At 59.7% G+C, this 26,249-nt stretch carries 21 protein-coding genes; 13 read left to right on the top strand and 8 right to left on the bottom strand.

Annotated elements, in window-relative coordinates:
* Positions 1–64: 64 nt before the first annotated feature.
* From bamA to lpxB, 6 genes are all read left to right on the top strand, one after another.
* Positions 65–2,365 carry an outer membrane protein assembly factor BamA gene (gene bamA, locus ACPF9B_RS06095; RefSeq protein ID WP_040483115.1) on the top strand — a complete coding sequence of 767 codons (2,301 nt, stop codon included), beginning with the start codon at positions 65–67 and terminating at the stop codon, positions 2,363–2,365.
* Positions 2,365–2,886: an OmpH family outer membrane protein gene (locus ACPF9B_RS06090; RefSeq protein ID WP_424179956.1), complete on the top strand. Its 522-nt coding sequence runs from the start codon at positions 2,365–2,367 to the stop codon at positions 2,884–2,886. Before bamA ends, ACPF9B_RS06090 begins: the two co-directional genes overlap by 1 nt.
* Before the next feature lie 80 nt (positions 2,887–2,966).
* Complete coding sequence (gene fabZ / locus ACPF9B_RS06085) at positions 2,967–3,428, top strand: 3-hydroxyacyl-ACP dehydratase FabZ (RefSeq protein WP_007204770.1); 462 nt, start codon at positions 2,967–2,969, stop codon at positions 3,426–3,428.
* On the top strand, positions 3,428–4,210 hold the full coding sequence (gene lpxA / locus ACPF9B_RS06080; RefSeq protein ID WP_424179954.1) for an acyl-ACP--UDP-N-acetylglucosamine O-acyltransferase: 783 nt from the start codon (positions 3,428–3,430) through the stop codon (positions 4,208–4,210). The genes fabZ and lpxA overlap by 1 nt, the downstream gene beginning before the upstream one ends.
* Entirely contained in the window at positions 4,210–5,088 is an 879-nt protein-coding gene (locus tag ACPF9B_RS06075; protein WP_424179952.1) for an LpxI family protein, read from the top strand. Before lpxA ends, ACPF9B_RS06075 begins: the two co-directional genes overlap by 1 nt.
* Positions 5,085–6,215 carry a lipid-A-disaccharide synthase gene (gene lpxB / locus ACPF9B_RS06070; RefSeq protein WP_424179950.1) on the top strand — a complete coding sequence of 377 codons (1,131 nt, stop codon included), beginning with the start codon at positions 5,085–5,087 and terminating at the stop codon, positions 6,213–6,215. The genes ACPF9B_RS06075 and lpxB overlap by 4 nt, the downstream gene beginning before the upstream one ends.
* A 48-nt stretch (positions 6,216–6,263) precedes the next feature.
* Here lpxB and ACPF9B_RS06065 read toward each other — a convergent pair whose 3' ends face one another.
* Both ACPF9B_RS06065 and ACPF9B_RS06060 read right to left on the bottom strand, forming a co-directional pair.
* Positions 6,264–7,313, bottom strand: a complete 1,050-nt coding sequence (locus ACPF9B_RS06065; RefSeq protein WP_424179948.1) for a transporter — start codon at positions 7,311–7,313, stop codon at positions 6,264–6,266.
* Positions 7,314–7,467: 154 nt separating this feature from the next.
* Positions 7,468–8,334: a DMT family transporter gene (locus ACPF9B_RS06060; protein WP_424179946.1), complete on the bottom strand. Its 867-nt coding sequence runs from the start codon at positions 8,332–8,334 to the stop codon at positions 7,468–7,470.
* Between the two features lie 280 nt (positions 8,335–8,614).
* Between ACPF9B_RS06060 and ACPF9B_RS06055 the strand changes: the two genes are divergently transcribed.
* From ACPF9B_RS06055 to ACPF9B_RS06045, 3 genes are all read left to right on the top strand, one after another.
* A complete protein-coding gene (locus ACPF9B_RS06055) occupies positions 8,615–10,972 on the top strand; it encodes a methyl-accepting chemotaxis protein (protein ID WP_424179944.1) in 2,358 nt (785 codons plus the stop codon).
* A 668-nt stretch (positions 10,973–11,640) separates the two neighbouring features.
* Positions 11,641–12,618 (top strand): TAXI family TRAP transporter solute-binding subunit, encoded by a 978-nt coding sequence (locus tag ACPF9B_RS06050; RefSeq protein WP_007204779.1) that lies wholly within the window; start codon positions 11,641–11,643, stop codon positions 12,616–12,618.
* Between the two features lie 103 nt (positions 12,619–12,721).
* Positions 12,722–14,977: a TRAP transporter permease gene (locus tag ACPF9B_RS06045; RefSeq protein ID WP_424179942.1), complete on the top strand. Its 2,256-nt coding sequence runs from the start codon at positions 12,722–12,724 to the stop codon at positions 14,975–14,977.
* A 115-nt stretch (positions 14,978–15,092) separates the two neighbouring features.
* Here ACPF9B_RS06045 and ACPF9B_RS06040 read toward each other — a convergent pair whose 3' ends face one another.
* From ACPF9B_RS06040 to ACPF9B_RS06015, 6 genes are read right to left on the bottom strand one after another with little or no spacing between them, the layout of a single operon-like run.
* The gene (locus ACPF9B_RS06040; protein WP_424179940.1) at positions 15,093–16,496 is read right to left on the bottom strand and encodes an FAD-dependent oxidoreductase; all 1,404 of its coding nucleotides are present in this window, start codon (positions 16,494–16,496) and stop codon (positions 15,093–15,095) included.
* Positions 16,483–17,343, bottom strand: a complete 861-nt coding sequence (locus ACPF9B_RS06035; RefSeq protein WP_424179938.1) for an isocitrate lyase/PEP mutase family protein — start codon at positions 17,341–17,343, stop codon at positions 16,483–16,485. Before ACPF9B_RS06035 ends, ACPF9B_RS06040 begins: the two co-directional genes overlap by 14 nt.
* Positions 17,340–17,942 (bottom strand): cysteine hydrolase family protein, encoded by a 603-nt coding sequence (locus tag ACPF9B_RS06030; protein WP_424179936.1) that lies wholly within the window; start codon positions 17,940–17,942, stop codon positions 17,340–17,342. The genes ACPF9B_RS06035 and ACPF9B_RS06030 overlap by 4 nt, the downstream gene beginning before the upstream one ends.
* On the bottom strand, positions 17,939–20,011 hold the full coding sequence (locus tag ACPF9B_RS06025) for a hydantoinase/oxoprolinase family protein (protein ID WP_424179934.1): 2,073 nt from the start codon (positions 20,009–20,011) through the stop codon (positions 17,939–17,941). Before ACPF9B_RS06025 ends, ACPF9B_RS06030 begins: the two co-directional genes overlap by 4 nt.
* Entirely contained in the window at positions 20,008–21,705 is a 1,698-nt protein-coding gene (locus ACPF9B_RS06020; protein ID WP_424179932.1) for a hydantoinase B/oxoprolinase family protein, read from the bottom strand. Before ACPF9B_RS06020 ends, ACPF9B_RS06025 begins: the two co-directional genes overlap by 4 nt.
* A complete protein-coding gene (locus ACPF9B_RS06015; RefSeq protein ID WP_424179930.1) occupies positions 21,702–22,271 on the bottom strand; it encodes a tautomerase family protein in 570 nt (189 codons plus the stop codon). Before ACPF9B_RS06015 ends, ACPF9B_RS06020 begins: the two co-directional genes overlap by 4 nt.
* A gap of 141 nt (positions 22,272–22,412) precedes the next feature.
* Between ACPF9B_RS06015 and ACPF9B_RS06010 the strand changes: the two genes are divergently transcribed.
* Genes ACPF9B_RS06010 through dctP form a run of 4 tightly spaced genes read left to right on the top strand, consistent with a single transcriptional unit; the run spans position 22,413 to position 26,238 of the window.
* A complete protein-coding gene (locus tag ACPF9B_RS06010) occupies positions 22,413–23,228 on the top strand; it encodes a GntR family transcriptional regulator (RefSeq protein ID WP_007204787.1) in 816 nt (271 codons plus the stop codon).
* Positions 23,225–24,607 carry a 3-isopropylmalate dehydratase large subunit gene (gene leuC, locus ACPF9B_RS06005; RefSeq protein WP_424179927.1) on the top strand — a complete coding sequence of 461 codons (1,383 nt, stop codon included), beginning with the start codon at positions 23,225–23,227 and terminating at the stop codon, positions 24,605–24,607. The genes ACPF9B_RS06010 and leuC overlap by 4 nt, the downstream gene beginning before the upstream one ends.
* On the top strand, positions 24,604–25,191 hold the full coding sequence (gene leuD / locus ACPF9B_RS06000; RefSeq protein WP_424179925.1) for a 3-isopropylmalate dehydratase small subunit: 588 nt from the start codon (positions 24,604–24,606) through the stop codon (positions 25,189–25,191). Before leuC ends, leuD begins: the two co-directional genes overlap by 4 nt.
* Before the next feature lie 48 nt (positions 25,192–25,239).
* Positions 25,240–26,238, top strand: coding sequence for a TRAP transporter substrate-binding protein DctP (gene dctP, locus ACPF9B_RS05995; RefSeq protein WP_007204790.1), 999 nt, complete (start codon positions 25,240–25,242; stop codon positions 26,236–26,238).
* The last annotated feature ends 11 nt before the right edge of the window (positions 26,239–26,249 follow it).

Raw genomic sequence — 26,249 nt, 5'->3', positions numbered from 1 at the left:
TTTGACATCGGGCTTTATAGCGGCTACTCCCTTTGCAAACGGGATGTCAGGACAGGCGGACGAAATGCAGGGATTTGGTGAGCGCAGAATGGCGCAGGGCGCAGCAACAATACGGATGGTTGCGACGGTGACAGGTCTGGCGGTTCTGTCCGCCGGTGCTGCGGGCGCGCAGGACTTTGCGTTTAACGTCGTGACGATCGAAGGCAACCAGCGTGTGGCCGATGGCACAATCCTGTCCTTTGCCGGGATCAGCGCGGGTGCGACCCTGTCGGCGGCCGACCTAAACACCGCGGCCCAGCAGATACGGGAATCTGGCTTGTTCGAGACAGTTGACGTGGTGCCGCAGGGTGGCACCCTGGTGATCCGCGTTGTCGAATTTCCCACGATCAACCGGATCAGCATCGAAGGCAACACACGCATCCGCGATGCCCAGTTGCTGCCCCTGCTGCAAAGCGAACCGCGCCGTGCCTTTAACCCTGTACAGGCCGAGGCCGATACCAATGCGATCACGCAAGTCTATGCGAGCGAAGGCCGGATCAATGCCGTGGTCACCCCGCGGATCATCCGGCTGGCCGAGAACCGCGTCGATCTGGTGTTCGAAGTCGCCGAATCCGGTGTGACCGAGATCGAGCGGATTTCCTTCCTTGGTAACCGGACCTATTCCGAAGGGCGGCTGCGCCGGGTGCTGGACACCAAACAGGCCGGTTTGTTGCGCGCCTTGGTGGCGCGCGATACATTCTCGCCCGACCGTGTCGCGCAGGACCGCCAGTTGTTGACAGACTTTTACATGTCGCGCGGCTATGCCGATTTCGAGGTGTTGAATGTCGATGTCACGCTGACGTCTGAACGCGATGCCTATCTGGTGACCTATAATATCCGCGAAGGTCAGCAGTTCAATTTTGGTACTGTCACCGTCAGCAGCACGATCCCCGGCGTCGATCCTGCCGTGTTTCAGGACGCGATCCGCACGCGTGACGGCGCGGTCTATTCGCCGGTGACGATCGAAACCGACATCACGCGGCTGGAACGGCTGGCAGTGCAGCGCAATGTCAATTTCGTCCGTGTTGAACCGCGCATCACCCGAAATGAGCGCGCGCTGACGCTGGATCTGGAATATGTGCTGGTCGAAGGGCCGCGGGTTTTTGTTGAACGGATTGATATTCAGGGCAATGGCACCACGCTGGACCGTGTGATCCGCAATCAGGTTGGCGTGGTCGAAGGCGACCCGTTCAACCCCCGCGAAATCCGCGATTCCGCGCGCCGTATCCGCGCGCTAGGGTTCTTTGAAAACGCGACTGTCGATACGCGGCAGGGGTCATCGGCCAATCAGGTGATCGTCGATGTCGGCGTCACCGAAGGGCCGACCGGCACGCTCAGCTTTGGTGCCAATTACAACACCGACACCGGCGTTGGCTTGCTGGCATCTTATGGGCAAAGCAATTTTCAAGGCCGTGGCCAGCAGCTTGATTTCGATCTCTCGACAGCCGAGACGAACCAGCGGCTCAGCTTTCGGTTTGCCGAACCGCAGCTTTTGGGCCGCGATCTGCGCGGCGGGCTAGAGTTTTCCTATCGCCAGACCAACAACGAAAACGCAAGCTATGACACGCAGAACGGCCGGTTCAGCCCTTCGCTTGCCTTTCCGGTCAGCGACAACGGGCGTTTGTCGGTGTTCTATGCGTTCAACTATGCCGACCTGACGAATGTTGCCACGACCAGCAGCCAGATCCTGCGCGACGAGGAAACAATCGGCGCGGTGGCGACCAATTCGCTGGGCTATGCCTATAGCTGGGATTCGCGCCGCGCGGGGATTGACCCCAATACCGGTTATATCCTGCGGTTCGGGCAGGAATTCGGTTTTGGTGACAGCCAGTTCATCCAGACCACCGCCTTTGCCGGTGCCGAAACCAAGGTCTTGAACGAAGAACTGACGCTGCGCGCCACCGTCGAAGGCGGCTATCTGGATTATACAGATGGTCAAAGCCGCGTGACCGACCGGTTTTTCCTTGGCAGCCGCCTGATGCGGGGCTTTGATGCCGGCGGGATCGGCCCGCGTGCGCGGGACGGCGATGATGCCATCGGCGGCAATGCCTTTGCCGTGGCGCGGCTCGAGGCGGAATTTCCGTTGGGCCTGCCCAGCGAATATGGCATATCAGGTGGTCTGTTTTACGATTACGGGTCGGTCTGGGATTCAGGCTATGCCGGTCAGGTCGATTACGATGACTTTACCGCACGCTCGGTGATTGGGGCCGCGATTTTCTGGACCACGCCGATTGGGCCATTGCGGTTTAACTTTACCGAACCGCTTGACGTGCAGGCCCGTGACAAGACCCGCGCCTTCGACGTCACGATCTCGACCAATTTCTGATGCGCCTGTGGTCGGCGATTGCGGTCTGGCTGTTGCTGGCGTTGCCTTTGGCGGCCCAGCAATCGGGGCCGCAGGTTCTGATTGTTGACAGCGACCGGTTGTTTCTTGAAACGCAATACGGGCGGCAGATCGCCAGCGATCTTGCCGCACGCACCGCTGCTGTGCAGGCTGAAAACGATGCCATTGTCGCTGCGCTGACCGAAGAGGAACGCAGCCTGACCCAGCGCCGGCCCGGCATGGACCCCGCCGCATTCCGGATCGAGGCCGCAGCCTTTGACGCCAAGGTCCAAGAGGTTCGGCGCGCCCGCGATGCCATGAATGGTGAACTGGCGGCCGAGGCGGCAAAGGCGCGCGACATGTTCGAAGAACGCGCGCAGGCCGTGATTGCAAATCTGATGCTGGAACGCGGCGCCACCTTGGTGATGGAACAGCGCAATGTCATTTTGTCGGTGCGCACGGCCAATATCACCGATCAGGCAATCACCCGCATTGACCAGGTGCTGGGTCAAGGCACGCCCTAGCCACGCTTGCCGTGCGCGCTGCCGCTTGCTAGTCAGGGCCAGCCCCGTTGTTCGGGACCCGCCAAGACAAGGAACCCTAAATGTCCGACCCCATCACCACCGCCGATATCCAGCTGATCCAAAAGATCCTGCCGCATCGCTACCCGTTTTTGCTGGTGGACAAGGTGCATAGCATCGATGGCACATCCTCGGCCGTTGGCATCAAGAATGTCACCATGAACGAGCCGCATTTTCAGGGCCATTTCCCCGGCAACCCGATCATGCCCGGTGTCACCATCATCGAGGCGATGGCGCAGACATCTGCCGTGATGGTCGGTGCGTCGCTCGGGCTGATCAACGGCGATCTTTTGGTTTATTTCATGGCGATTGACGGCTGCAAATTCCGCCGCAAGGTGGTGCCGGGCGATGTGCTGGAAATGCGGGTTGAAACCACGCGCGGCAAGCCCGGCGGCAAGGTCTGGCGCTTCAAGGGTGTGGCGACGGTTGATGGCGAACTGGCCGCCGAGGCAGAGTTTACCGCGATGATGGATCTGCAAGGCTGATGGCGGGCATTCACCCCAGTGCGGTTATTGCAGATGGCGCGCAGGTCGGTGCCGATTGCAGTATCGGCCCGTTTTGCGTGATCGGTGCGGATGTGGTGCTGGGCGATGGCGTGACGCTCAAAAGCCATGTCGTTGTTGATGGCGACACACAGATCGGCGCTGGCACCGTTGTTTTCCCGTTTTCGGTGATCGGCGAAATCCCGCAGGATTTGAAATTTGCGGGCGAAAAGACGCAATTGCGCATCGGTGCGCGCAACCGGATCCGCGAACATGTCACCATCAACACCGGCACCGCCCAAGGCGGCGGGATTACCCGCGTCGGCGATGACGGCTTGTTCATGGCAGGCTGCCATATCGCGCATGACGCGCAGATCGGCAACCGGGTGATCATCGTCAACAGTTCCGCCGTGGCGGGCCATTGCGTGATTGAGGATGATGTCATCATCGGTGGTCTGTGCGGTGTGCATCAATGGGTGCGGATCGGGCAGGGCGCCATTATCGGGGCTGTCACCATGGTTACCGCCGATGTCGTCCCGCACGGCCTGGTGCAGGGGCCGCGCGGGGTGCTGGACGGGCTGAACCTTGTCGGGCTGAAACGCAAAGGTGTGGACCGCGCCGATATCACCGCGCTGCGCGCCGCGTTCCAGATGCTCAAAGACGGCGAAGGCAATTTTCAGGACCGCGCGCGCAAGCTGGGCGATGAAACCGATAGCGCTTATGTGCAGGATATGGTGCGCTTTATCCTTGGCCCGTCTGACCGCAATTTCCTGACGCCCGGCTGATGCTGGCGCTGATCGCAGGCACCGGCGATCTGCCGCCCGCGCTGTTGGCGCGGTTGCCGGAACGGCCATTGGTTTGCGCCTTGCAGGGCTTTGCGCCGCAGATCACGCCCGACATCACCTTTCGCCTCGAACATCTGGGGTCGTTTCTGGCCGATCTGGCCGCGCGCGGTATCACGCGCATCTGCATGGCGGGGGCGGTCAAGCGGCCTGCGATTGACCCTGCGCAGATTGATGCGGCGACTTTGCCACTGGTCGCAGGTCTACAAGCCGCGATGGCCAAGGGCGACGATGGCACCCTGCGCGGCGTGATCGCGATCTTGGAAAACGCAGGCTTTGCCGTCGTTGCAGCACATGACCTCGCGCCCGATCTTTTGCCTGCCGCTGGTGTGCTGGCGGGCCGTGTGACGCCGCAATTGCGGCTGGATGCGGTGCTGGGCGAGCAGACGATTGCCGCAATGGGGCAGGCAGATATCGGGCAGGCCTGTCTGGTACGCCTAGGTCACGTGATCGCGTGCGAGGATCAGGCCGGCACCGATGCGATGATCGCGCGCTTTGCCCCTGCGGGTGATCCGCTGTGGGGCAGTGTCGATCTGGTGGGTGACCTGCTTGGCACCGCCGCCGAATGGCTGAGCGGGGCGTATGGCGTGCCTGTCGATGCGCGCGGCGCGGTGCTGTTCAAGGCCCCCAAACCCGCGCAGGACCGCCGCGCAGACTTGCCGGTGATCGGGCCAAATACAGCGCGCGGGGCAGTTGCCGCGGGGCTGTCGGCCATCGTAGTCGAGGCGGGGGGCGTCATCGTGCTGGACCTGCCGCAGGTCATCGCCACGCTGGACCGCGCCGGGGTCTGTTTCTGGGTCCGCCCCAAAGGTGGCGCATGAGGGTGTTCGTGATCGCGGGCGAGGCGTCGGGCGACAAGCTGGGCGCCGCCTTGATGGCAGGGCTGCGCCAGCTGCGCCCCGATGTGACGTTTGACGGTGTCGGTGGGCCGCTGATGCAGGCCGAAGGGCTGGTCAGCCGCTTTCCCATGGATGAACTCAGCGTCATGGGGCTGGCGGAAATCCTGCCCAAATACCGCGCGCTGAAACGGCGCATCGCGCAGATGGCCGAGGCGGTCGTGCAGACCCAGCCCGATGTGCTGATCACCATCGACAGCCCCGATTTCTGCCTGCGCGTGGCAAAGCTGGTCAAGGCGCGCAGCACGATCCGCACCGTGCATTATGTTGCGCCCACTGTCTGGGCATGGCGGCCCAAACGCGCAGCCCATATGGCGCATCATATCGACCATGTGCTGGCGCTGTTCCCGTTCGAGCCGCCCTTGATGCAGGCCGCAGGCATGGCGTGTGATTTCGTCGGCCATCCGGTGGTGACCGATCCGATTGCCAACGCCGATGACGCCGCCGCCCTTGGTGATGGCACCGTCGTGCTGGTCCTGCCCGGCAGCCGCAAAGGCGAGGTGAGCCGCCTTGCCCCCCGTTTCGGGCAGGCCGTGGCGCGGATCGCGGCGCAGGTGCCGGATGCGCGGTTCGTCATTCCCACGACGGCCAATGTGCATGATCTGGTGCAGGCGCAGGTGGCGGGCTGGCCTGTGCCGGTCACTGTGTTGCCGCCTGCCAGCCCTGACAAACCTGCGTGGTTTCGCCGCGCGGATGTGGCCCTTGCAGCCTCTGGCACGGTGTCGCTGGAACTGGCCGCCAATGGCACGCCGATGGTCATTGCCTATGACATGGCTTGGCTTAGCCGGATCATTATCAGCCGCATGTTGCTGGTCGATACCGTGACGCTGGTCAATCTGGTCAGCGACACCCGCGTGGTGCCGGAATTCATCGGTCAGGCGTGCCAGCCTGCGCCGATTGCCGATGCCGTGCTGGCGGTGCTGGCCAACCCGACCGCACAGCAGGCGGCGATGGACCTGACCATGGACAGGCTGGGTCGCGGGGGCGCGGCACCGGGGCTACGCGCGGCGCGCGCGGTGCTGGATCGTCTGGCCACAACGCGCGCAAAATAAAGGCCCCACCACGGGGGCGGGGCCTTTGTTTTTGCCAAATGGCAGAATTTAAAAGCTATAGGCCAGTTTCAACCCAACAGCGACGACGCTATTATCGGTGAATTCGGGGCTAAACGAACCAATTGCTGTGGTTGCATCGCCAACATTCACATAGCGCACGCCACCTGACACCTCGACCCCGTTGCCCATATCATAGGCGCCGCCGATCTGAACGCTGGTATAACCATCGGTTGGACCAAGGTTGCTGACGACTTCGCCGGTGGATACTTCGTGGCCAATCGAAACAGATGCAGAGAACTGATCGCTCAGGCGTCTCCCGATGCCGATGTTGTACGTGTAAACATCATCTGTGTATGAAACCAGATTACCTGCCAGACTGTCAGTCAGGGCAAACCCATTCCAACCAACCCACCGCACAGAGCCGAACAACAATGTATCGGCGGCGATCCCTGTCTGGAAATCCAGATTATAGGATTCGGGCAAGGTCGTTGTCAGATTGCCCGCAGTACCATCCAGCGCAAGGTCGATTTCGCTGCTGTAGGTCAGCGCCACCCGCAGCGCGATATTCTCGCGTTCATAGGCGACACCAGCGACATAACCGCTGCCCGATCCGCTGGAATAAGTCGAAGCATATGAGGCTGGCTGCACCAATGCGACAGAACCTTCGGCGGAAACATTGCGCAGACCGACATGGACACTGTAGATCGGATCCAGCTCATAACGCACGAGCGCCGTGAACCCTTGGCTATCGACTATCGCCTTGGACCCAACGACCGGATATGGTGTCGTGTCATAATTCACATCGGCGCCAAAGGGCTGGTCGGAAATCAGTGCAAGCGATATCTGATCGTTGACCTGCATCTTCACGCCAAAGCCGAACTGCGTGTAATCAGGCGCCATATTTCCCGATTGTTGTGTCGTGGCGCCAAGCGCGACGCTGCCTGACACGCTGGGCCGCACTGACCCAAAGCTCAGCTCGACGCTGTTTCCATCTTCAAAAATAACGCCAATTCCTTGGCCCGAGCGGTCAAGCCCAGCAGCCTGCGCCATGGATGTTGTCAGCAATAAAGCTGCGCCAACGGTAAGTGCCTGTTTCATGGTGTCTCCCCCCTCATGAACAAATATTGTGCAAAAATCTTAGGGAGTGCCTCAAAGCTGCGCAATTTATGACGCTACGTCAACTTGAGCGTATGTCGTAGCGTCACGTGTTTGTGATTTGCTACGCTGTGGCGCGCCGAGCGCACCAAACGGACTATTTTTGTGCAACCGCGCCTGCGTGCCGGATATTGATGAAATTGCCTAGAAAAATGAGCGCCGCACCAGCAAAGACCAGCAATTCCAACGGTTCATCATACAGGATCATCCCCACAACCGCGATGGCGGGCAGGCGCACGAAATCCAGCGGCATGACGGTGCTGGCGGGGGCGATGCTCAGCGCCTTGGTCAGGCAGAAATGCGCGACCAGCCCTGCGATGCTGATCACCACGACCCAGGGCAGGGTCAGCGCCGATGGCACCGCGATGTCGCCGTCATAGCCGGCACTGAGCAGCCCGAAAATCGCCTGCGTGAGCGTCAGGAAAAACAGGATCGAGGTGATGCCTTCGGTCCGCGTCAGCTTGCGCGTGAAAATCGCGGTCAGCGCAAAGAACACCGCACACCCCGCCGCCGCCAGCAATCCGGGGCTCATATTGCCCGGATCGGGGCGCGCCACGATCAGGATGCCGGCAAAGCCGATCAGCGCCGCGATCAGCCCGATGCCGGTCAGCCGTTCTTGCAAGATCAGCGGCGATAACAGCAGCACCCAGATCGGCGTGGTGAATTCCAATGCGAAAACCTGCGCCAGCGGGATCGTGATGATGGCGTAAAACCAAAGGTTCTGCCCGGTGAAATGACAGATATTGCGCATCAGATGCAGGCGCAGCTTGCGGAACCTGATCTGGCGAATGGCACCGGTATAAGCCGCGATGGCCAGAACGATGATGATGCCGATCAGGCTGCGGAACAGCATGATCTCGAACGTGTCAAGTTCCACGCTGACGCTGCGCCCCGCGATGGCCATGGTGGTAAAGGCGATAATCGCGCCGATCATCCAAATGGCGGCCTGTGTCGTGTTGCTCATCTTGAAACCTGACAGGGATATCTGCGCCTTGCGCGCCGCCCCCTTTTGACAGGGTCGGATGATTTTGCAAGCGCATGCATTGCGCGAAACGGCGCGGTGCAGGGGCGGCGATGGCTTTGAACCGTCCGGCGCGCCAGTTTCGCGCGATCATGATCTGCCAGGCTGGCTGCTTTCGTTGGATGGCTGTCATGTGTTGCATGACATCTCAGCGGCTTAAGCGGTTCTTAATCGCTGTGCGCGATAACACCCGAAATCTGATTGTTCGGTGTTAGAGGTATTTATGCGCAAACTCAGTTCTATCCCCCTGTCCCGCAAGCTGCCTGTCATCATCGCGGGCATCGGCCTTTCGGCTGCGATCGCGGTGTCTGCGCTCAGTTATTTTGACTTTCGCGCCACGATGTTGAGGTCTGCCAAGGCCAATTTCGAAGTCCTTGCCGATGAACGCGGTCTGGCCGTAGAAAGCTGGTTTGCAGAGGTAAGGCGTAATATGCTGTCCTACGCGCGCACGCCAATGATCGTTGACACGCTGCCGGCGCTGTCATCCTCTTTCGGGATGACGGACACTGCGGCCAATCTGCAAGCGTCCTACATCGCAAACAACCCCAACCCCGTTGGGCAAAAATCCCTGCTTGACCGGGCGCCTGAAATGGTTCCCTACAATTTCCAGCACGGCGTGCTGCACCCGTTCTTTCGCAATGTGGTGTCATCGGCGGGATATTCCGATGTGTATCTGTTGAATACGGCCGGCGACGTTGTCTATTCCTACGCCAAAAATCCCGATTTTGCGACCAGTGTGGAAACAGGCCCCTATAGGGACACGGGGCTTGGTCAGGCGTTCCGTGCCGCGCGCGACGGCAATGTGGGACAGATCTATTTTTCCGATTACACCGCCTATCAGCCCAGCGGTGGCGTTGTTGCCGCTTTTATGGCGACACCAGTGCAAAATAGCGATGGTGTGACGGTTGGCGTCTATGCCGCCCAACTCTTGACCGCCAATCTTGATGAGATTGTGAACCGCGCGGTCGGTTTGGGGGCCACGGGTCAGATCTATATCGTTGGCCCCGACATGAAGACGCGCAGCACGTCACGTTTTGCCGGCGGGCACAGACCTTTGTATGACGTCAGTGGCCTCGATCAGGTCGCGGCTGGTGCAGCTGGCGCGGCTGAGGTGTTTAGCGGTGTGACCGGAATTAATGGGCGCCCGGTGATTGCCAAGGTGGTGAATATTGAAATCCTTGGTACGCCTTGGCGGGTGATCGGGGAACTGGACATGGCAGAGGTGCTGATCCCCGTGAACGATATCCGCGCCCAGATGGGTATTCTTGCGGTGATCGTCATGGTGCTGGCCGCATTGCTTGGCTATCTGACGGCGCGCTCGGTGTTAAACCCGCTGTCACGGTTGCGGGACGGTATGGGCCGTGTTGCGCAACGCGAGTATAATTTCGTCGTGGCCGATACCGGCCGCAGCGATGAATTGGGCGTGCTGGCCAAGGCGCTGGTTGAGTTTCGCGACAAACTGCAAGCATCTGATGCGGCTGATCAGGAACGCAAAGCGGTGCAGGCAGAACAGGCCCGCGTTGTACAGGAGCTGAGCAAGGCGATGGTGGCTCTGGCCGACGGCGATCTGACAGCGGTCATCCATATGCCCTTTGATGAAAGCTATGAACAGCTGCGGCTTGACTATAACCGCACCGTCACCAACCTCAGCACGACCGTTGGATCGGTTGTCACCAGTGCCGTTGGTATTCGTGAACGCTCCTTGGAGATGAGCAGCGCATCTGACGACCTGTCGCGCCGGACCGAAAATCAGGCCGCGACGCTGGAACAGACTGCTGCCGCGCTTGACGAACTGACGGCCAGCGTGCGGTCCGCTGCCGATGGCGCGCGTGAGGTGGAATCTATCGTCGGTAACGCCCAAGATGACGCCATTGCCAGCGAACCCGTGGTCCAAAAGGCGGTTGCCGCGATGACCGCCATCGAAAAGTCATCTGATGAAATCTCGCAGATTGTCGGCGTGATTGATGACATCGCCTTTCAGACCAATCTACTCGCGCTCAATGCGGGGGTCGAGGCGGCACGTGCGGGCGATGCCGGGCGGGGTTTCGCTGTCGTGGCATCAGAAGTGCGCGCCCTGGCGCAACGCTCCTCTGAAGCGGCCAAGCAGATCAAGACGTTGATCGCCGGCAGTTCTGATCAGGTCGCCAATGGCGTCAGCCTGGTTGGCGAGGCTGGCGAAGTCCTGACGCGCATCGCCAAACATATCAGCCATATCTCTGGCCTGATTTCGGAAATTGCGGCGGGTGCCGCGGAACAATCGACAGGGCTGGCTGAGATCAACATCGGGGTCACGCAGTTGGACAAGGTGACACAACAAAACGCCGCCATGGTTGAACAAGCCACAGCAAGCAGCCATGCCCTGAACGCGGAGGCTGGCAATCTTGGTGAACTTGTTGCGCGGTTCCAGCTGGACAACAATTCCAGCCACTCTGTCGCGCCGATGCCGCATCCGGCAGAAAATGTCATGATGTTCCAATCTCCACGCAGCCAACAGAAATCCGCCAAAGCGGTCCCTGCGGTGATGAACGGGACGCATGGTAGGACCAACAGCATGGGTGCCGACGACTGGCAGGACTTTTAGGTTGGAATTGGCGGGTGGCATCGCTGGCCGCCTCTGCCTAAATCAGCCGCGCCCCACAGCGCGGACCAGCGATATTGTCACTGCAAGGGTGTCGTTGGCGCCGCGCTGCCGCAAAGAATGATCTTTCGGAATATCGCCCGTGCGGGCGTGCGCTCACATCTGATTGGCTGGCATTGGCGTTGAAATCGAAAGCCTCATGCGCTTTTGCAAATTGGTCATGCAGGCGTGCGCGCCGGTATGCTGGCGCGCAGTATCTGTGCGCCGCCTGACGTATGTCCGCAGGCCCCATTGGCCTGATTGCGGGGCGTGGCGTCACCTTTGGTGGTTTGGCGCATGTGTTTTGTCGTGCGGTCAACCGGCCAAAGGCGACTGTACCGCCCGCCGCCAATAAGGTGTGCTATTCAAACCTGCGTCACCGCCGGCTTTGCAACAGCGCCAGATTTCATTGCGCTCATGAGAATGCGGCCGCCCACAAGATTGAGCCTTGGCCGCGCTGGATTTGCTATGCCATCCACCGCTGACTGCGGCCGCGATTTGACAAAGCGTCGCTTTCGACGCTTAACCGTTTGACAGCACGGTCCGGACCGCTATTTTCGCACGACGAAACGCTGACGGGTGTCGTTTGTACGACATGCGGCAGCTTTGTCTTATCATCCGGGAGGAATTCGATGATCAAATCTATTCTTGGCACATCTGCCATCGCACTTGTGGCGGCCTTGCCAGCATTGGCACAAGAGGTTGACCGCACGGACTGGCCGACCAGCTTTACCGTTGGTACCGCATCGCAGGGCGGCACGTTTTTCGTCTATGGATCGGGCTATGCCAACCTGATTTCCGAAGAGCTGGGCGTGACCGGCGGCGCCGAAGTCACCGGCGGACCCATGCAGAACATGGCATTGGTCCACACCGGTGAAGCCGCGATGGGCATGACCACGATGGGCCCAGCACAGGTCAGCATCCAGGGCAAAAGCCCGCTGGCACCCGGTCTGGAAATGACCAATGTCTGCGCGCATTTCCCGATGTATGAAACACCGTTCCATGCAGTGGCTCTGTCCAGTTCCGGCATCACCGCGCTGAGCGAGATCCCTGCAGGATCGCGCATCGGCTTTGGCCCAGCTGGCTCGACTGGCGATACCTACTTCCCTGAAATGATGACTGCGCTTGGCATCGAGTACGAGCGTCGCAACGGGGGCTGGAACGATCTGGGCGGCCAGTTGCAAGATGGCTTGATCGACGTCATCGGCTTTGCCGCCGGTGTGCCGATCCCTCAGGTTGCCGAGCTTGAGGCGTCCAACGATGTCAACATCATCGAATTCACCGCCGAAGAACAGGCGCTGATGACCTCGCTGTTCCCTGTGTCGAATTTCGACATTCCGGCCGGCACCTATGCCAGCCTGACCGAACCCGCGCGCGCGGTGTCGATGTGGAACTTTGCCATCGTCAATTGTGATCTGCCCGAAAGCTTTGTCTACGAAGCAACGCGGGTCATCATGGAAGACAACGCACGGATGATGCAGATCCATTCGTCAGCGGCAACGACCGTATTCGAAAACTGGGATAAAAACACTGTCATCCCTTGGCACCCCGGTGCTGCACGTTGGTTCACCGAAAACGGTGCAACCATTTCTGCGGACATGATCAAGTAATAAACACATCAGGGCCGGCGCAAATAGCACCGGCCCTAATTTGACAGGCGTTGTGCCTGCCATGCCGGGGCCTTGCCCCGAATTTCATGAGGGAAACTGGGTAATGGCCAAGGCCGATATTTCGAAATTTGATGATGACACCGGCCCGCTGGTTGCCGAAGGTGCGGACGAAGAAGTCATTGAATACAACCGCCGCCTTTACGAAGGCTGGGTGCGTTGGGCCATGGCTGCCGCGCTTGCGATCTATGCGTTTTTTCATATTGCCGCACTGAACGGCCTATCGATCCGCGACATGACAGGCGGGGTGGTCAACCTGCCGTTCCTGCCGCGTCTTCCGATGGAATCCTGGACTTACCGGACCGTGCATATCGCGGGGGCCACGGCGCTTGGGTTCTTGATGTTTTCGGGTACGTCCTTTAGCGAGCGGACCGGCACGGGCCGTGACCGGTTGTTCAGCTATCTGGCCTATGCGCTGATGATCCCGGCCTTGTTTTCATTGGGCGTGACCTTCTGGTTCCAAAGCCTCATCGCGGCTGGCACATCTTGGAACGGGATGGACCCGACGATCCAGTTCAACGAACGCTGGCTGTTCGGTATCCCGTTGATCGGGGCGACCTTTGGCGCGATTGCGCTGTCTTGGGTGCATCAGCGCCCGCGCACGCGGGTCAATCCTGCCGATTTGGTGTTGGTTGTCGCGGCACTGGCGGTGGCCAGCTATCTCGTCACGATTTACAACACACCGATACGGGCCACGACCGGCACATCCTTTGCGCCATTGGGCATATCACTGGCGGGGATCGCAGGCACCGCGCTGATCCTGGAATTGACACGGCGGGTAACGGGGTTGGCGCTGCCGATCATCGCGGGGATTTTCCTGATCTATGTCTGGCTGGGGCATCTGGCACCTGGCGTGCTGAATTCGCCACAGATCGCGTTGCAGCGGTTTTTCAGCCAAGTTTACACCGATGTCGGCATTCTGGGCCAGACGACCTCGGTATCCTCGACCTATATCATCCTGTTCATTATCTTTGCGGCTTTTTTGCAGGCGTCCAAGGTGGGTGAATATTTTATCAACTTTGCCTTCGCCCTGACCGGCCGGCAGCGCGGCGGGCCTGCCAAAGTGGCCATCTTCGCCTCGGGGCTGATGGGTATGATCAATGGCACGTCCGCGGGCAATGTCGTGGCCACCGGCAGCCTGACGATCCCGCTGATGCACAAGGTCGGATATGATAAAAAGACATCCGGCGCGATCGAGGCTGCGGCATCGACCGGCGGACAGATCATGCCGCCGATCATGGGGGCAGGGGCCTTTATCATGGCCGAGATCACGGGTATTCCATATCAGGAAATCGCCATCGCGGCGATCATCCCGTCGATCCTGTATTTCGCATCGGTCTATTTCATGGTCGATCTGTCAGCCGCGCGCATCGGCATGACGGGCATGCGGGCAGAGGAATTGCCCAAGGTCAAAGCGATGATGAAACAGGTGTTCCTGTTCTTGCCGATCATCATCCTGATCGCGGCGCTGTTCGCGGGGTATTCGGTGATCCGTGCGGGCACTTATGCCACGGCGGCGGCGGCGGTGGTTAGCTGGCTGACACCTTACCGGATGGGGGTGCGGTCGGTTGCCTATGCGTTCCAGATCGCGGGCAGCATGTCGATCCAGATCATCGCGGTCTGCGCATGTGCCGGTATTATCGTTGGGGTGATTTCGTTGACAGGGGTCGGCGCGCGGTTTTCCAACCTGCTGCTGGGCCTTGCAGGCGTCAGTCAGTTGCTGGCGATGTTCTTTGCCATGGTGATCGCGATCCTTTTGGGGATGGGGATGCCGACGACAGCGGCCTATGCGGTTGCGGCCTCGGTGGTGGCACCGGGCCTGATCCGGCTGGGGATTGACCCGCTGACGGCGCATTTCTTTGTGTTCTACTTTGCCGTTGTCTCGGCCATCACACCACCCGTGGCACTTGCCAGCTATGCCGCCGCAGGCATTTCCGGGGCAGACCCGATGGCCACATCCTTTGCGTCGTTCAAGATCGGGTTGGCTGCGTTCATCGTGCCGTTCATGTTCTTTTACAACGGCGCCTTGTTGATGAACGCCCCATGGCTGGAAATCCTGCAGGCGCTGACGACGGCGCTGGTCGGGGTGTACTTTCTGGCTGCTGCTGTGCAGGCCTGGCTTTGGGGCAAGGCTGCAGGGCCGCTGACCAGGGTCGGTCTATTGGTCGCGTCCTTGTTCATGATCTCGGGAGGGTTGTTGACGGACCTCTTGGGCCTTGGCATTGCGGTTGGCCTGATCTTGATCAACCGCACGTTCGGACCTGACAGCAAGACACCGCTTGTGCAGGGCCGGGCGGACTGACCCATAAAAAGGGTGCGGATTGCCGCGCCCTTTTTATTTGGCATGACGATCAAGCTGACGGTTGGCGTGATGCCACGCCAGACAGGACAATCAGCCGCGTCCCCTTGGTTTGTGGTTAAGGTATTTGCCCAGAGATCGCGGCAGAAGCTGAGTTGCCAGCGCCTGCGATACTGCCCAGAACACTTGCTGCAAGCAGCCCGTTGCCTGACAAATAGCCGCTGTCCGATGTCCCTGATACGCCCACCGCAGCGCCGCCTGTCGCATATAGGTTTTCAAACAATGCGCCCGATGTTGTTTTGACGCGTGCGGTTTCAGGGTCGATGTCCAGACCGCCTTGGGTGTGGAACAACGCGCCGGTAACTTTGACCGCGCAAAACGGACCGCAAAGCGTTTGGCCCGACCATGTGCGCCCAAAGGCATCTTGGCCCTGTGCAGGGCGTGTGGCCTTGGCGTGGCCAAGGCTGCCTTTGGCAAAGCCGCATTTTGCGTCAAGCGCATCCAGTGTATCGGCCCAGATCACCGCGCCTTGGCTTTCGGCATTTTTGAAATCGGCAAACTGGCGGGCGATGTTTGCAATACGGGCGTCAAAGATCGACCATGCATAGCCGCCATCTTGGCCCAAGACGGCGCGCGCGGCTTCGGAATAGCCCTGCGCTTCGTTCCAAAAGCGCTGGCCGGTCTTGTTAACTTGAAATCCGCCTTCGGTAATGACCGCCCATGTGATCAAAATACCATGTGGATGGGCGACATTGCCGTGGCCTTGATACGCGCCCAAATGCTGGGTGGCCGCGCCAAGCTGTTCGCCCCATAAAATCGCATCGCCGTTATTGCCGTCATGGCCAAACCACAGGCCCTTGTCGATCTCGGGCATGTAGCGGCTGACCATCGCGCGGTTGCCGCCAAAGCCGTTACAGGCCAGAATGATCCGCTGTGCGCCAATCGTTTCGATTGCGCCATCGGGGCGCATGACTTGGGCGCCAGACATCCGCGCGCCTTGCGCATAAAGCGTCACTGCGCGGCGTTCGCAGATCAACGGGATGCCAAGATGTTCGATCCGGCCACGCAGGGCGTTGACCAGTTCTTCGCCCGATCTGCTGGGCAGGCCATGCATCCGGCGGCGCGCATGTCCGGGATAGTCGAAATCAGTGACGACCGAAAACGGCAGGCCGTGGGTCTGGCAAAGCCAGTCAATGACGGATGCCGCATTTTGCGTCAGCACATCGACCAGCGCTTGGGCGTTTTCGCCATGCGCCTTTTTCTGGATGTCTTGGGCGAACAGGCGGGCGTCATCGGCGATCCCTGCCTGTTGTTGCAGCTGTGTTCCGGCGGCGGGGATCAAACCGGCGCTCAGCGCGGTTGAACCTGACGGCAGGGCGTCTGCCTCGATGACAAGGACGTCTTGGCCTGCTTCATGCGCGCGCAAGGCGGCGATCATCCCCGCAGCACCGGCCCCGATCACCAGCGTGCCGACGTCGATGTCGTATTCCGCCAGCGGCGCTGCGATATCAGGATGTGCCATCAAAGCGTTTTCCCATCGCCAGCATATCGGGCGTGCCAAGCACGGCGTTCAGCCCGTTAAAATCATACATCCGGTCGGCAAAGGGTGTGTTTGATCCGGCATCTTTCAGGCTGCGGTAATAATCATGGGCGGTGCGCGCCAAGGACCGCACAATACCGCCGGGAAAGATGACGATATCAAAGCCTAGATCCTGCAAGGCCTGTGCAGAAGAAATCGGCGTGGCACCGCCTTCGACCATATTGGCCAGCAATGGAACCTGACCTTTGAATGTGGTGGCGATATGGCCCAATTCGGCGTGATTGCGCGGGGCTTCGATGAACAAGACATCGGCCCCTGCATCGATATAGCGACCCGCGCGGTCAATCGCGGCATCAATGCCTTCAACGGCGATGGCATCGGTGCGGGCGATGATCAGCGTATCATGGCGGCGCGCATCGGCCATGGCCGCGATTTTCCCCGCCATTTCTGCCGCCGAGATCAGGGATTTATCCGACAGATGCCCGCAGCGTTTGGGATAGGTCTGGTCTTCGATCTGAACGGCGGCAGCACCAGCGCGTTCATAGGTCAAGATCGTGCGGCGCGCATTCAGCGCGTTCCCGAAACCGGTATCGGCATCCATGATCACAGGCAAATCGGTGCGATCCGCGATCAAGGCCATGGTGTCGGCCATTTCGCTGGCGGTGCTTAGCCCGATATCGGGGCGGCCCAAGCGGGTATAGGCAACGGCAGCGCCCGACAGATACAGCGCCTCGAAACCGGCATCTGTGGCGATGGCGGCGGTCAGCCCGTCATAGACGCCTGGTGCGATCAGGATGTCCGGCTGGCTTAGGCGCGCGCGCAGGGTCATTGGGGGGCTCCGATTTCGGCTGTGGCTTGGGCGCAGGTCAGAATGCGCGTCACCGTGCCAAGCGACACCAGCGTGGCGTCATGCACGTCACTGTTGAATGCCGCACAACCATCGGACAGCATCACTGTGTGAATGTCGCGCAGATGGGCATCGCGCAGCGTGCTGGCCACGCCGCCATTGGTGACAATACCGCCCACGATCAAGGTTTCGATCTGCATGGCGCGCAAGATATATTCCAGCCGCGTCTGATAAAAGGCGGAATAGGCGACCTTTTCAATGGTGAAATCGGCTGGTTTCAGCGTCTCGACCAGATCATGACCAAAACCGCCGGGGGTAAAATCGCCTTTGGTCAAAAAGGGTCGCAACTTTTGCAAATGGGCCGAAATCAGCGGCGCGCCGTCGCGCCCGGGAACCAAGGTGAATTGCGCCGAAATATAAATGCCACCCGCTGCGACAAGCGCGTCGCGCAAGGGCGCAATCCGTGCAGGCAGGGCGGTGATGGCGTCGGCTGTTTGGCCCGCGCGGCCATAGGCACCTTTGGGGTGCAAAAAATCGTTCTGCAAATCAATCGTCAACAGGGCGGTGCGCTGCGGGTTCATGGGGTTTTCCTTTCGATCAAGGTATTGCCGAACTGATCCACCGTGCCTGTCAGGTCTGGTTCAATCAAGACTGTGGTGTCGGGCTGTTCCAAAATGGCGGGGCCGGAAATGACCGCCCCTATGGGCAGCGCAAGGCGGGCGTAAATCTGGGTTTCGTGCCATTGCCCGCCGAAATAGACCTGCCGCGTGCCGCGCAAAGCTTCGGCGACCGATCCGCCTTTGGGGGCCAGCGTGGACAGATCAAAGCGCGGACGCTTACCTGTTACCGCCGAGCGCAGATTGATCACGCGCCGCACACCACCGGCAAGCAAACGCCCATAGGTCGCGCGATATGCGGCATCAAAGGCATCGCCAATCGCGGCTTGGGTGGGTGCTATCACGACACCATCTTGCACGGTGACCGCCAGTGGCACGCTGACCGTATGGGTCTGGCCCAGATACGCCATATCGAGGGTGAATGATGTCTCGCGGGCTTGGAATGTCGTGCGTGACGCGTCCAGCATCGCAAGCCCATCGGTCACATGGCGCTGCATATGGGCGGTGACAGCGGCAATATCGATCCCGTCCAGCATCGCGTTCAGCGTTTGCACGAAATCCTGACGCATGTCAGCGATGACACAGCCCATGGCCGATGTCACACCGGGGTAACGCGGTACGATGGCGCGGGCCAATCCGACCTCGTGTAGCATCGCGCCGGCATGTAAGGCACCGCCGCCACCAAAGGGCATAAAAGCAAAGCGTTTGGGATCAAAGCCGCGTTCAACCGAGACCAACCGCAGCGCGCCCGCCATACGGCTATTGGCAACGCGCAAGATCGCCTCGGCGGCGGTCAGCGCGTCAAGGCCAAGCGGTTTGCCGACATGTTCGGCAATCGCTGCCTTTGCGGCATCGACATCAAGGCGCGTCAGCTTGCCACCAATCGGGTTATCAGGATCAATCCGGCCCAACACGACATTGGCGTCAGTGACGGTGGGGCGGGTATTGCCTTGGCCATAAGCCACAGGTCCGGGGGTAGAGCCTGCGCTTTCGGGGCCGATATTGAGCAAGCCGCCTTTATCCACCCAAGCGATTGATCCGCCGCCTGCGCCAATTGTCGTGATCTCGATCATGGGTGAGCGCACGACCATGCCAAAATCAATCGCGGTTTGCTGGCTTAGCATGCTTTGGCCTTGCGCGATCAGTGATACGTCAAAAGACGTGCCGCCCATATCGCCGGTAATCACATCGGGAAAACCCGCCGCCTGCGCGATATAGCCTGCGGCGACCACACCCGCCGCTGGACCTGACAGCGCGGTGCGCACCGGCAATCTGGTCGCGGTGTCCACATCCATCACGCCGCCGTTTGACTGCACGATCAGGAATTCGCCAGCAAAGCCGCTGCTTTTGAGCGCGGTTTCAAGGCGTGCCAGATAGCCCGACACTTCGGGTTGCAGATAGGCATTCAGGGCGGTGGTTGAAAAACGTTCGAATTCGCGGATTTCGGGTAAAATCTCGGACGAGCAAGACACATGCGCATTGGGCCAGATGTCGCGTACCGCAGCCACGGCCAGCGTTTCATTTTCGGGGTTGGCATAGGCATTGGCAAAAAGCACGGCAACAGCGATGCAGCCGTCATCAAGCAGCTGTCGGGCGGCGGCCCTGACCGCATCCAGATCAACCGGCACACGGATCGTGCCATCCGCCAGCGTGCGTTCAGGCACTTCGAGGCGTTGGGCGCGGTCAACGATCGGGGTAAAATCGCCGCGCAAACCCCATGTGCGCGGACGGTCACGGCGGCGCATTTCCAAAACATCGCGCAGACCGCTGGTGGTGATGACGCCGATCTTGGCACCTTTGCGTTCCAGCAGCGCATTTGTGCCTGCCGTCGTGCCATGCACAACCACAGACACTGTGGCCAGATCGTCCACGCGCGCGCCAATCCCGCTCAGGAACCCTGCGGATTGATCGGGGCGCGAGGTTGGCACTTTGGCGACTTCGGCCAGCCCGCTTGCTTCGTCGAGCACAAAGATATCGGTGAATGTGCCGCCGACATCGACGCCGATCATTTTATGGGTGGGTATCTTGGTCATTGGGTCACCTTTCGCCATGCGGTCCCATAGGCTGCGTCCGCTTTTTCTGCGCTGACCAATCCGGCCGCGACATCGCGCGCCACGGCAGCGGGCGTGCGCTGCGATGCAGGGCCATAGCCGCCACCACCGGGTGTTTCCAAACGCACGGATTGGCCTTTTTTCAGTTGGATACCGACCATTTTTGACGCCATGGGCGGGCTGTGCCAGCCATCGTCTTGTTCATAGTGAAACACATTCAGCGCCGCATCACCGCCACCGGCGACACCGGCAGGGGCATGGCGGCCGCGTTCGCCAAACAAGAACGCCTTTGCGCCATTCCCTTCGAGAACTTCGATCTCGTAGATCGCGCCAAGGCCGCCGCGATGGGTGCCAACGCCCGCGCTATCAGGGCGCAAGGCCCATTGTTTGAACATCACCGGATAGGCGGCTTCGAGGATTTCCATTGGCGGGATTGTTGCGGTCGAAATCGGCGCATTGCCGTGGTTTAGCCCGTCGCCGTCCAATGATCCGCCATGGCCGCCGCCGTAAAAGCTGAACATGACCCAAGGTTTGCCGTTATCGCGGGTGCCGGAAATCGACAGCGCGTTGATCGTGCCATAGGCATTCGCCACCACGCGGTCAGGGGCGGCACCGGCGGCGGCGGTAAAGATCACGTCGATCATGCGCAAAATCGTTTCGGTATAACCGCCAACGGGCGCAGGGAAGGGCGCAGATAACAGCGATCCTTGCGGTATTTTCACCGTGATCGGGCGCATCACGCCTGCGTTTGCGGGCAGCGCGGGAAAGATATGTTTGATCGCCACATAGGCGGTGGCCACTGCTGTGGGCAGGGCAATATTCACCGGCCCTGCACAACGCGGCGCTGTGCCTTCAAAATCAAGCGTCATCGTATCGCCCGAAATTTCAAGCGTCACGGTGATTGGCAGCGGTGTGTCGGTGATACCGTCATTATCAAGGTAATCGGTTGCGGTCCAACGCCCGTCGGGCAGCGCAGTCAATTCGGCGCGCATCAAGGTTTCGGCGCTGTTTTGCAGCGCGTCCAAGGCTGCGCGCACGGTGGCTGCGCCATATTCGGCCAGCAATTCATCCATCCGGCGCACACCAAGATCAAGCGCGCCCAACTGGCCATTCAGATCACCCTGCGCCGATTGCGGCAGGCGTGTATTGCGCATCAAAATGTCGATAATATCAGTCTGGACCACACCAGCCTTGGCCAAGCGCACGGGCGGCAGAATGAAGGCTTCTTGAAACGCATCGGTGGCAGCGGGGTTGTAATTGCCCGGAACAGCGCCGCCGACATCATGCCAGTGACCCACCGACGCCAGATAGCAGAACAATTTGCCGTCGTAATAATAAGGCCGCACAAGGCGCATATCGCTGAGGTGTGTGCCGCCCAGATGGGCATCGTTAAAGATATAGATATCACCATCGGCCAGATCGCCATTTTCGGCGGCTTTGTCGATCACGGCTTTGACTGCAAAGCTCATGACGCCGACAAAGATCGGCAGGCCCGATTTGCCTTGCACCAAAGTGTCACCCGATACCGCGTGATACAGGCCATGGCTTGCGTCATGGGCTTCTGCGATGATCGGGTTAAACGCGGCGCGAAACAGGGTCGCGTCCATTTCATCGGCAATTTGTTCCATCCGGCCTGCCAGCACGGCCAATGTGATGGGATCAATATCTGTGGTCATGTCGTCTTTGCCTTATGCTCGGATATATCGTTCCAGACGTCTTGGCGCGTTAGCAGCCCGTTTGTGACCTCAAACCGGTCGATGAAACGGATGCCCGCAAAGGCGGTGCCATCGGGCCATTCCCCGCTCAGCGTGCCGTGGCAATACACAACGGCATGGGCGTCCGCTGATTGCAGTGCTTCGAATCCGGCATAGGTTTTGGTCACAAAGCGGTAACGCGGTGCGGCCCATGCGACCAGATCCTCGAGTTTGTGCATCTGTTTGTTGCCCGGAAAGGTCATGGTGAAATCGACACCAAGAAAGCCGCGCGCGGCGTTGAGATCACGCATTTCCATCGCGGTCAGAAACTGGCGCACGATACTGATCTGGTCGGGCTGTGCAGGGGCAGGGGTGCGGTGGGTGCGCCCGCGCATGTAATCTGCGCGCGGCATCTCGTGGATCATGACGGTGACAGCGTCGGGTGTCGCTGGCACAACGATTCGCACCGCATCTGTCAGGGCTTGGCCCAAACGGGTTTTGTCATCGTCACTATATCCTTCAAGGATATGAAGTTCGATTATTGGCATGCCATCCTCCCTCAAACCTGTATTTTTTATAATACAGATACGACTATCTGAACAGAACAAATATAATCATGAAATGCGTACAGGTTTCTTGCATTTGTAGAAATCGTCGCTAGGCTCGGCACGAAGAGGGACCAATCAGCAATGTGTGCAAAGCCTGTCGATACAGCCGCAAAAAGCCTTCCAGAGGGGGGTAAAGCGCGTCGGGTGTATTTGCAGTTGCTTGATGGGATCACGCGCGGGACATACCCCGATGGCGCGGCACTGCCCGCAGAACAGCGGCTTTGTGTGGAATTGGGTGTCTCGCGGGTGACGCTGCGCCGCGCTTTGGATGCATTAGAGGCCGAAGGGCTGATTGACCGCCGCGCAGGGGCTGGCACACGGGTGCGCACCCCGCAGCAAAAGCCCAAGATGTCGGCGGATTTTTCAACGTTGATGCCGCAGCTGGTGCAGATGGGCCATGAAACAACCGCGCGGTTGTTGTCGTTCAGCTATGGCGTGCCGCCTGCCGCGGTGGCCAATGCGATGCGGATATCGCCAACGGCGCTTGTGCAAACGGCAACGCGGCTGCGCTTGATCGACGGGCAGCCGTTTTCGCATCTGACGACCTATGTGCCGGAACATATTGCGCGGAATTATTCGGAATCCGAACTGGCGACATCGCCCCTGTTTCGCTTGCTTGAACGGTCCGGTGTCGAGGTTGAAACCGCCGATCAAAGTGTCAGTGCCACATTGGCTGGTCCCGAAGTGGCGGGCCATCTGGGGTTAAGTGTCGGCGCGCCGCTGTTGACGCTGAACCGTGTTGTGCGCGACGCCGAAGGGCGCGGTGTGGAATATCTGGCCGCGCTTTACCGGCCTGACATGTTCAAGCTGCAAATGACGCTGAGCCGCGTTGGCGCAGGCGATGCGCGCCATTGGGAACCGGTGGTCAACCCCACCCGTGCGGAGGCCGCAGAATGACCCTTGCGCGCAGTTTGATGGACAAGCTGTGGGATGCGCATGAAGTGCTGCGCCGCGATGATGGCACGTCTTTGCTGTGGGTTGACCGGCATCTGGTGCATGAAGGATCGCATCACGGTTTTGCCAAACTGGCGGCGCGCAATATGGCGCTGGCCGCACCGGAATTGACCTTTGGCGTTGTCGATCATTATGCGCCGACCCGTGCGGGCGATGTGGCCCCTGATATTCGCCGGATGATCCAGACTTTGGGCGATAATGCCCGCGCGGCAGGGATCAGATTGTTTGATCTGCACGACCCCGAACAAGGTATTGTGCATGTCATCGGACCCGAACAGGGCCTGACCTTGCCCGGTTTGCTGATCAATTGCGGCGATAGCCATACATCGACGCATGGCGCGTTCGGGGCGCTGGCCTTTGGCGTTGGTGCGACGGAAGTGACCCATATCCTTGCCACGCAAACGGTGTGGCAAAAGCGGCCAAAGACGCTGCAAATCACCTTTGACGGGGCTTTGGGCGCAGGGGTAACGGCCAAGGATATGGCGCTGCATTGGATCGCTGCATTGGGCGCGGATGGCGCGCAGGGGTTTGCGGTGGAATATGCCGGTGCCGCCGTGCGCGCGCTGAGCATGGAAGGGCGCATGACCTTGTGCAACCTGAGCATCGAAGGCGGCGCGCGCATGGGCATGATCGCGCCTGATGATGTGACATTCGCCTATCTCAAGGGCCGCCCTTTTGCGCCTGTGGGGGCCGCATGGGATGCAGCGGTCGCAGATTGGCGGCAGTTACATTCGGATGGGGACGCGGTCTTTGACCGCCATGTCAGCATTGATGCATCCGCCATTGCCCCCACCGTGACTTGGGGCACATCGCCCGAGGATGCTTTGCCCATCACAGGCCATGTGCCGCGCGCTGATGGGGGCAAAGATATCGGCGCGACGCTGGATTATATGGGGCTGGATGCAGGCATGGCTTTGACGCAGATCGCGATTGATCAGGTCTTTATCGGGTCTTGCACCAATGGCCGGATCGAAGATTTGCGCATGGCGGCCAAGGTGCTGGCAGGCCGGCAGGCGGTTGTGCCAGGTCTGGTATCGCCAGGATCGGCATTGGTGAAAAAGCAGGCCGAAGACGAAGGGCTTGCGCAGATTTTCGTGCAGGCCGGTCTGGAATGGGCCGGTGCTGGCTGTTCGATGTGTGTCGGCATGAACGGTGATCTGGTTGATGCGGGCAAGCGTTGCGCATCATCGACAAACCGTAATTTCAAAGGGCGGCAAGGGCGCGGGGCGCGCACCCATCTGATGAGCCCTGCAATGGTCGCCGCCGCCGCGCTTACTGGACATTTGACCGATGTGCGCCCCTTGCTCGAGGGCCGGATATGAGCGGCTGGCAAACCCTGACAGGCAGCGCCATTGCCCTGCCCGAGGCCAATATCGACACTGATCAATTGATCCCCGCGCGGTTCATGTCACAGCCGCGCAGCGCGGGTTATGGCGGGTTTTTGCTGTATGACGCGCGCCAAGCGAACCCCGACCACCCGCTGGACCGGTATGCCGCCAAAGTGTTGGTGGCGGGGCGGAATTTTGGCAGCGGCAGCAGCCGTGAAGCGGCGGTTTATGCGCTGGTCGATTATGGCATCAGGGCGGTCTTTGCACCCAGCTTTGGCGATATCTTTGCGGGCAATGCGGTGAACAACGGCTTGCTGACCGCGCAGATCGACGATGATGTGGCCGCATTTTTGGTGGCCACAATGGCGGGAAATGCCGCGGCAGCGCAGATTGATCTTGGCACAGGGCGCGCCACGATTGCGGGGCAAGACATCGGCTTTGATCTTGATCCGGTGCGCCGCCAGAAATTGATAAATGGCTGGGATGATATTGATATGACCGCGCAATATTCCGACCAGATAACGACGTTTCGCGCAGCACATTTTGCCGCGCATCCATGGGCAATGCCCGCCACGTAAATCACCACCAAAGGCGTAAATGCGCCACTCAATAGGGAGAAAGACCAAATGAAACACACATTATTCGGCGGTATCTTTGCCGCAACAGCACTGGCCAGTTCGGTCTATGCGCAAGAAACGATCACCGCCGTTCATGCGTTTCCTGAATCGCTGATCTATACGCAATCGTTTCTGGAATTCGTCGAAAAGCTAAACGTTGCAGGCGAAGGCGTGATCCAGATCGAAGTGCGCGGCGGACCCGAAGCGATCGGCATGTTCCAACAGCCTGATGCTGTGCGTTCTGGCGTGGTTGACATGGTCTATACGCCCGGCAGCTTTTATGCCGGTGCTTTGCCAGAAAAAGACGCGCTTGTGACATCAAACAGGGTTGCATCGGAAGTGCGCGAAAATGGCGGGATCGCCCTGATCGACGAAATTCACCAAGAAAAGATGGGCGTCAAATACCTTGGTTGGTTTGATTCCGGCGTTTGCTATAACTTGTGGACGCGCGAAGCCCCGACATTGGACGCGGGCGGCAATCTGGATGTTTCGGGCCTAAAGCTGCGCGGGAATGCGGTTTATAACGCCTTCTTTACCGATTATCTGGGTGCGCAGGTGATCGATTTGCCAACCACCGAAGTCTATTCCGCGCTGGAACGCGGTGTGGTTGATGCGACAGGCTGGACCCAGATCGGTCTGATCGATCTGAAGTGGAACGAGTTCCTGAACTACCGCATCGAGCCTTGCTTTTTCTCGACCGATCTTGGTGTGATCGTGAACCTTGAAAAGTGGAACAGCCTGTCCGACGAGGCACGCACCATTCTGCAAGATGTCGCCATCGCGCATGAGGCGGAATCAGCCGCAAAACTGGGCGCATTGCGCGATTCCGATTTTGCAGCGCTTGACGCGGCCGGCATGCAAGTTGTCACCCTCGAAGGCGAAGCCGCCGAGGCCTATCTGGCGGCAGCCGTGTCCAGCACATGGGACCGCATGAAAACGCTGATGGCAGAAAGCCCACAAGGTGCGGACAACTTTGATCGGCTGATCGAACTGTTCTACGCCAACTAAAAACAAAGCGC

Origin of the sequence: Yoonia sp. TsM2_T14_4 (assembly GCF_049602355.1) — a bacterium.
Taxonomy (GTDB): domain Bacteria; phylum Pseudomonadota; class Alphaproteobacteria; order Rhodobacterales; family Rhodobacteraceae; genus Yoonia; species Yoonia vestfoldensis_A.
Note: the sequence above shows the minus strand (reverse complement) of the source record. Positions and strands in the feature narration are given on the sequence as shown.

Bases quoted from the DNA above. Each gene is read 5' to 3' on its own strand.
- bamA (WP_040483115.1), top strand. From the start codon at position 65: ATGCAGGGATTTGGTGAGCGCAGAATGGCGCAGGGCGCAGCAACAATA.
- ACPF9B_RS06090 (WP_424179956.1), top strand. From the start codon at position 2,365: ATGCGCCTGTGGTCGGCGATTGCGGTCTGGCTGTTGCTGGCGTTGCCT.
- fabZ (WP_007204770.1), top strand. From the start codon at position 2,967: ATGTCCGACCCCATCACCACCGCCGATATCCAGCTGATCCAAAAGATC.
- lpxA (WP_424179954.1), top strand. From the start codon at position 3,428: ATGGCGGGCATTCACCCCAGTGCGGTTATTGCAGATGGCGCGCAGGTC.
- ACPF9B_RS06075 (WP_424179952.1), top strand. From the start codon at position 4,210: ATGCTGGCGCTGATCGCAGGCACCGGCGATCTGCCGCCCGCGCTGTTG.
- lpxB (WP_424179950.1), top strand. From the start codon at position 5,085: ATGAGGGTGTTCGTGATCGCGGGCGAGGCGTCGGGCGACAAGCTGGGC.
- ACPF9B_RS06065 (WP_424179948.1), bottom strand. From the start codon at position 7,313: ATGAAACAGGCACTTACCGTTGGCGCAGCTTTATTGCTGACAACATCC.
- ACPF9B_RS06060 (WP_424179946.1), bottom strand. From the start codon at position 8,334: ATGAGCAACACGACACAGGCCGCCATTTGGATGATCGGCGCGATTATC.
- ACPF9B_RS06055 (WP_424179944.1), top strand. From the start codon at position 8,615: ATGCGCAAACTCAGTTCTATCCCCCTGTCCCGCAAGCTGCCTGTCATC.
- ACPF9B_RS06050 (WP_007204779.1), top strand. From the start codon at position 11,641: ATGATCAAATCTATTCTTGGCACATCTGCCATCGCACTTGTGGCGGCC.
- ACPF9B_RS06045 (WP_424179942.1), top strand. From the start codon at position 12,722: ATGGCCAAGGCCGATATTTCGAAATTTGATGATGACACCGGCCCGCTG.
- ACPF9B_RS06040 (WP_424179940.1), bottom strand. From the start codon at position 16,496: ATGGCACATCCTGATATCGCAGCGCCGCTGGCGGAATACGACATCGAC.
- ACPF9B_RS06035 (WP_424179938.1), bottom strand. From the start codon at position 17,343: ATGACCCTGCGCGCGCGCCTAAGCCAGCCGGACATCCTGATCGCACCA.
- ACPF9B_RS06030 (WP_424179936.1), bottom strand. From the start codon at position 17,942: ATGAACCCGCAGCGCACCGCCCTGTTGACGATTGATTTGCAGAACGAT.
- ACPF9B_RS06025 (WP_424179934.1), bottom strand. From the start codon at position 20,011: ATGACCAAGATACCCACCCATAAAATGATCGGCGTCGATGTCGGCGGC.
- ACPF9B_RS06020 (WP_424179932.1), bottom strand. From the start codon at position 21,705: ATGACCACAGATATTGATCCCATCACATTGGCCGTGCTGGCAGGCCGG.
- ACPF9B_RS06015 (WP_424179930.1), bottom strand. From the start codon at position 22,271: ATGCCAATAATCGAACTTCATATCCTTGAAGGATATAGTGACGATGAC.
- ACPF9B_RS06010 (WP_007204787.1), top strand. From the start codon at position 22,413: ATGTGTGCAAAGCCTGTCGATACAGCCGCAAAAAGCCTTCCAGAGGGG.
- leuC (WP_424179927.1), top strand. From the start codon at position 23,225: ATGACCCTTGCGCGCAGTTTGATGGACAAGCTGTGGGATGCGCATGAA.
- leuD (WP_424179925.1), top strand. From the start codon at position 24,604: ATGAGCGGCTGGCAAACCCTGACAGGCAGCGCCATTGCCCTGCCCGAG.
- dctP (WP_007204790.1), top strand. From the start codon at position 25,240: ATGAAACACACATTATTCGGCGGTATCTTTGCCGCAACAGCACTGGCC.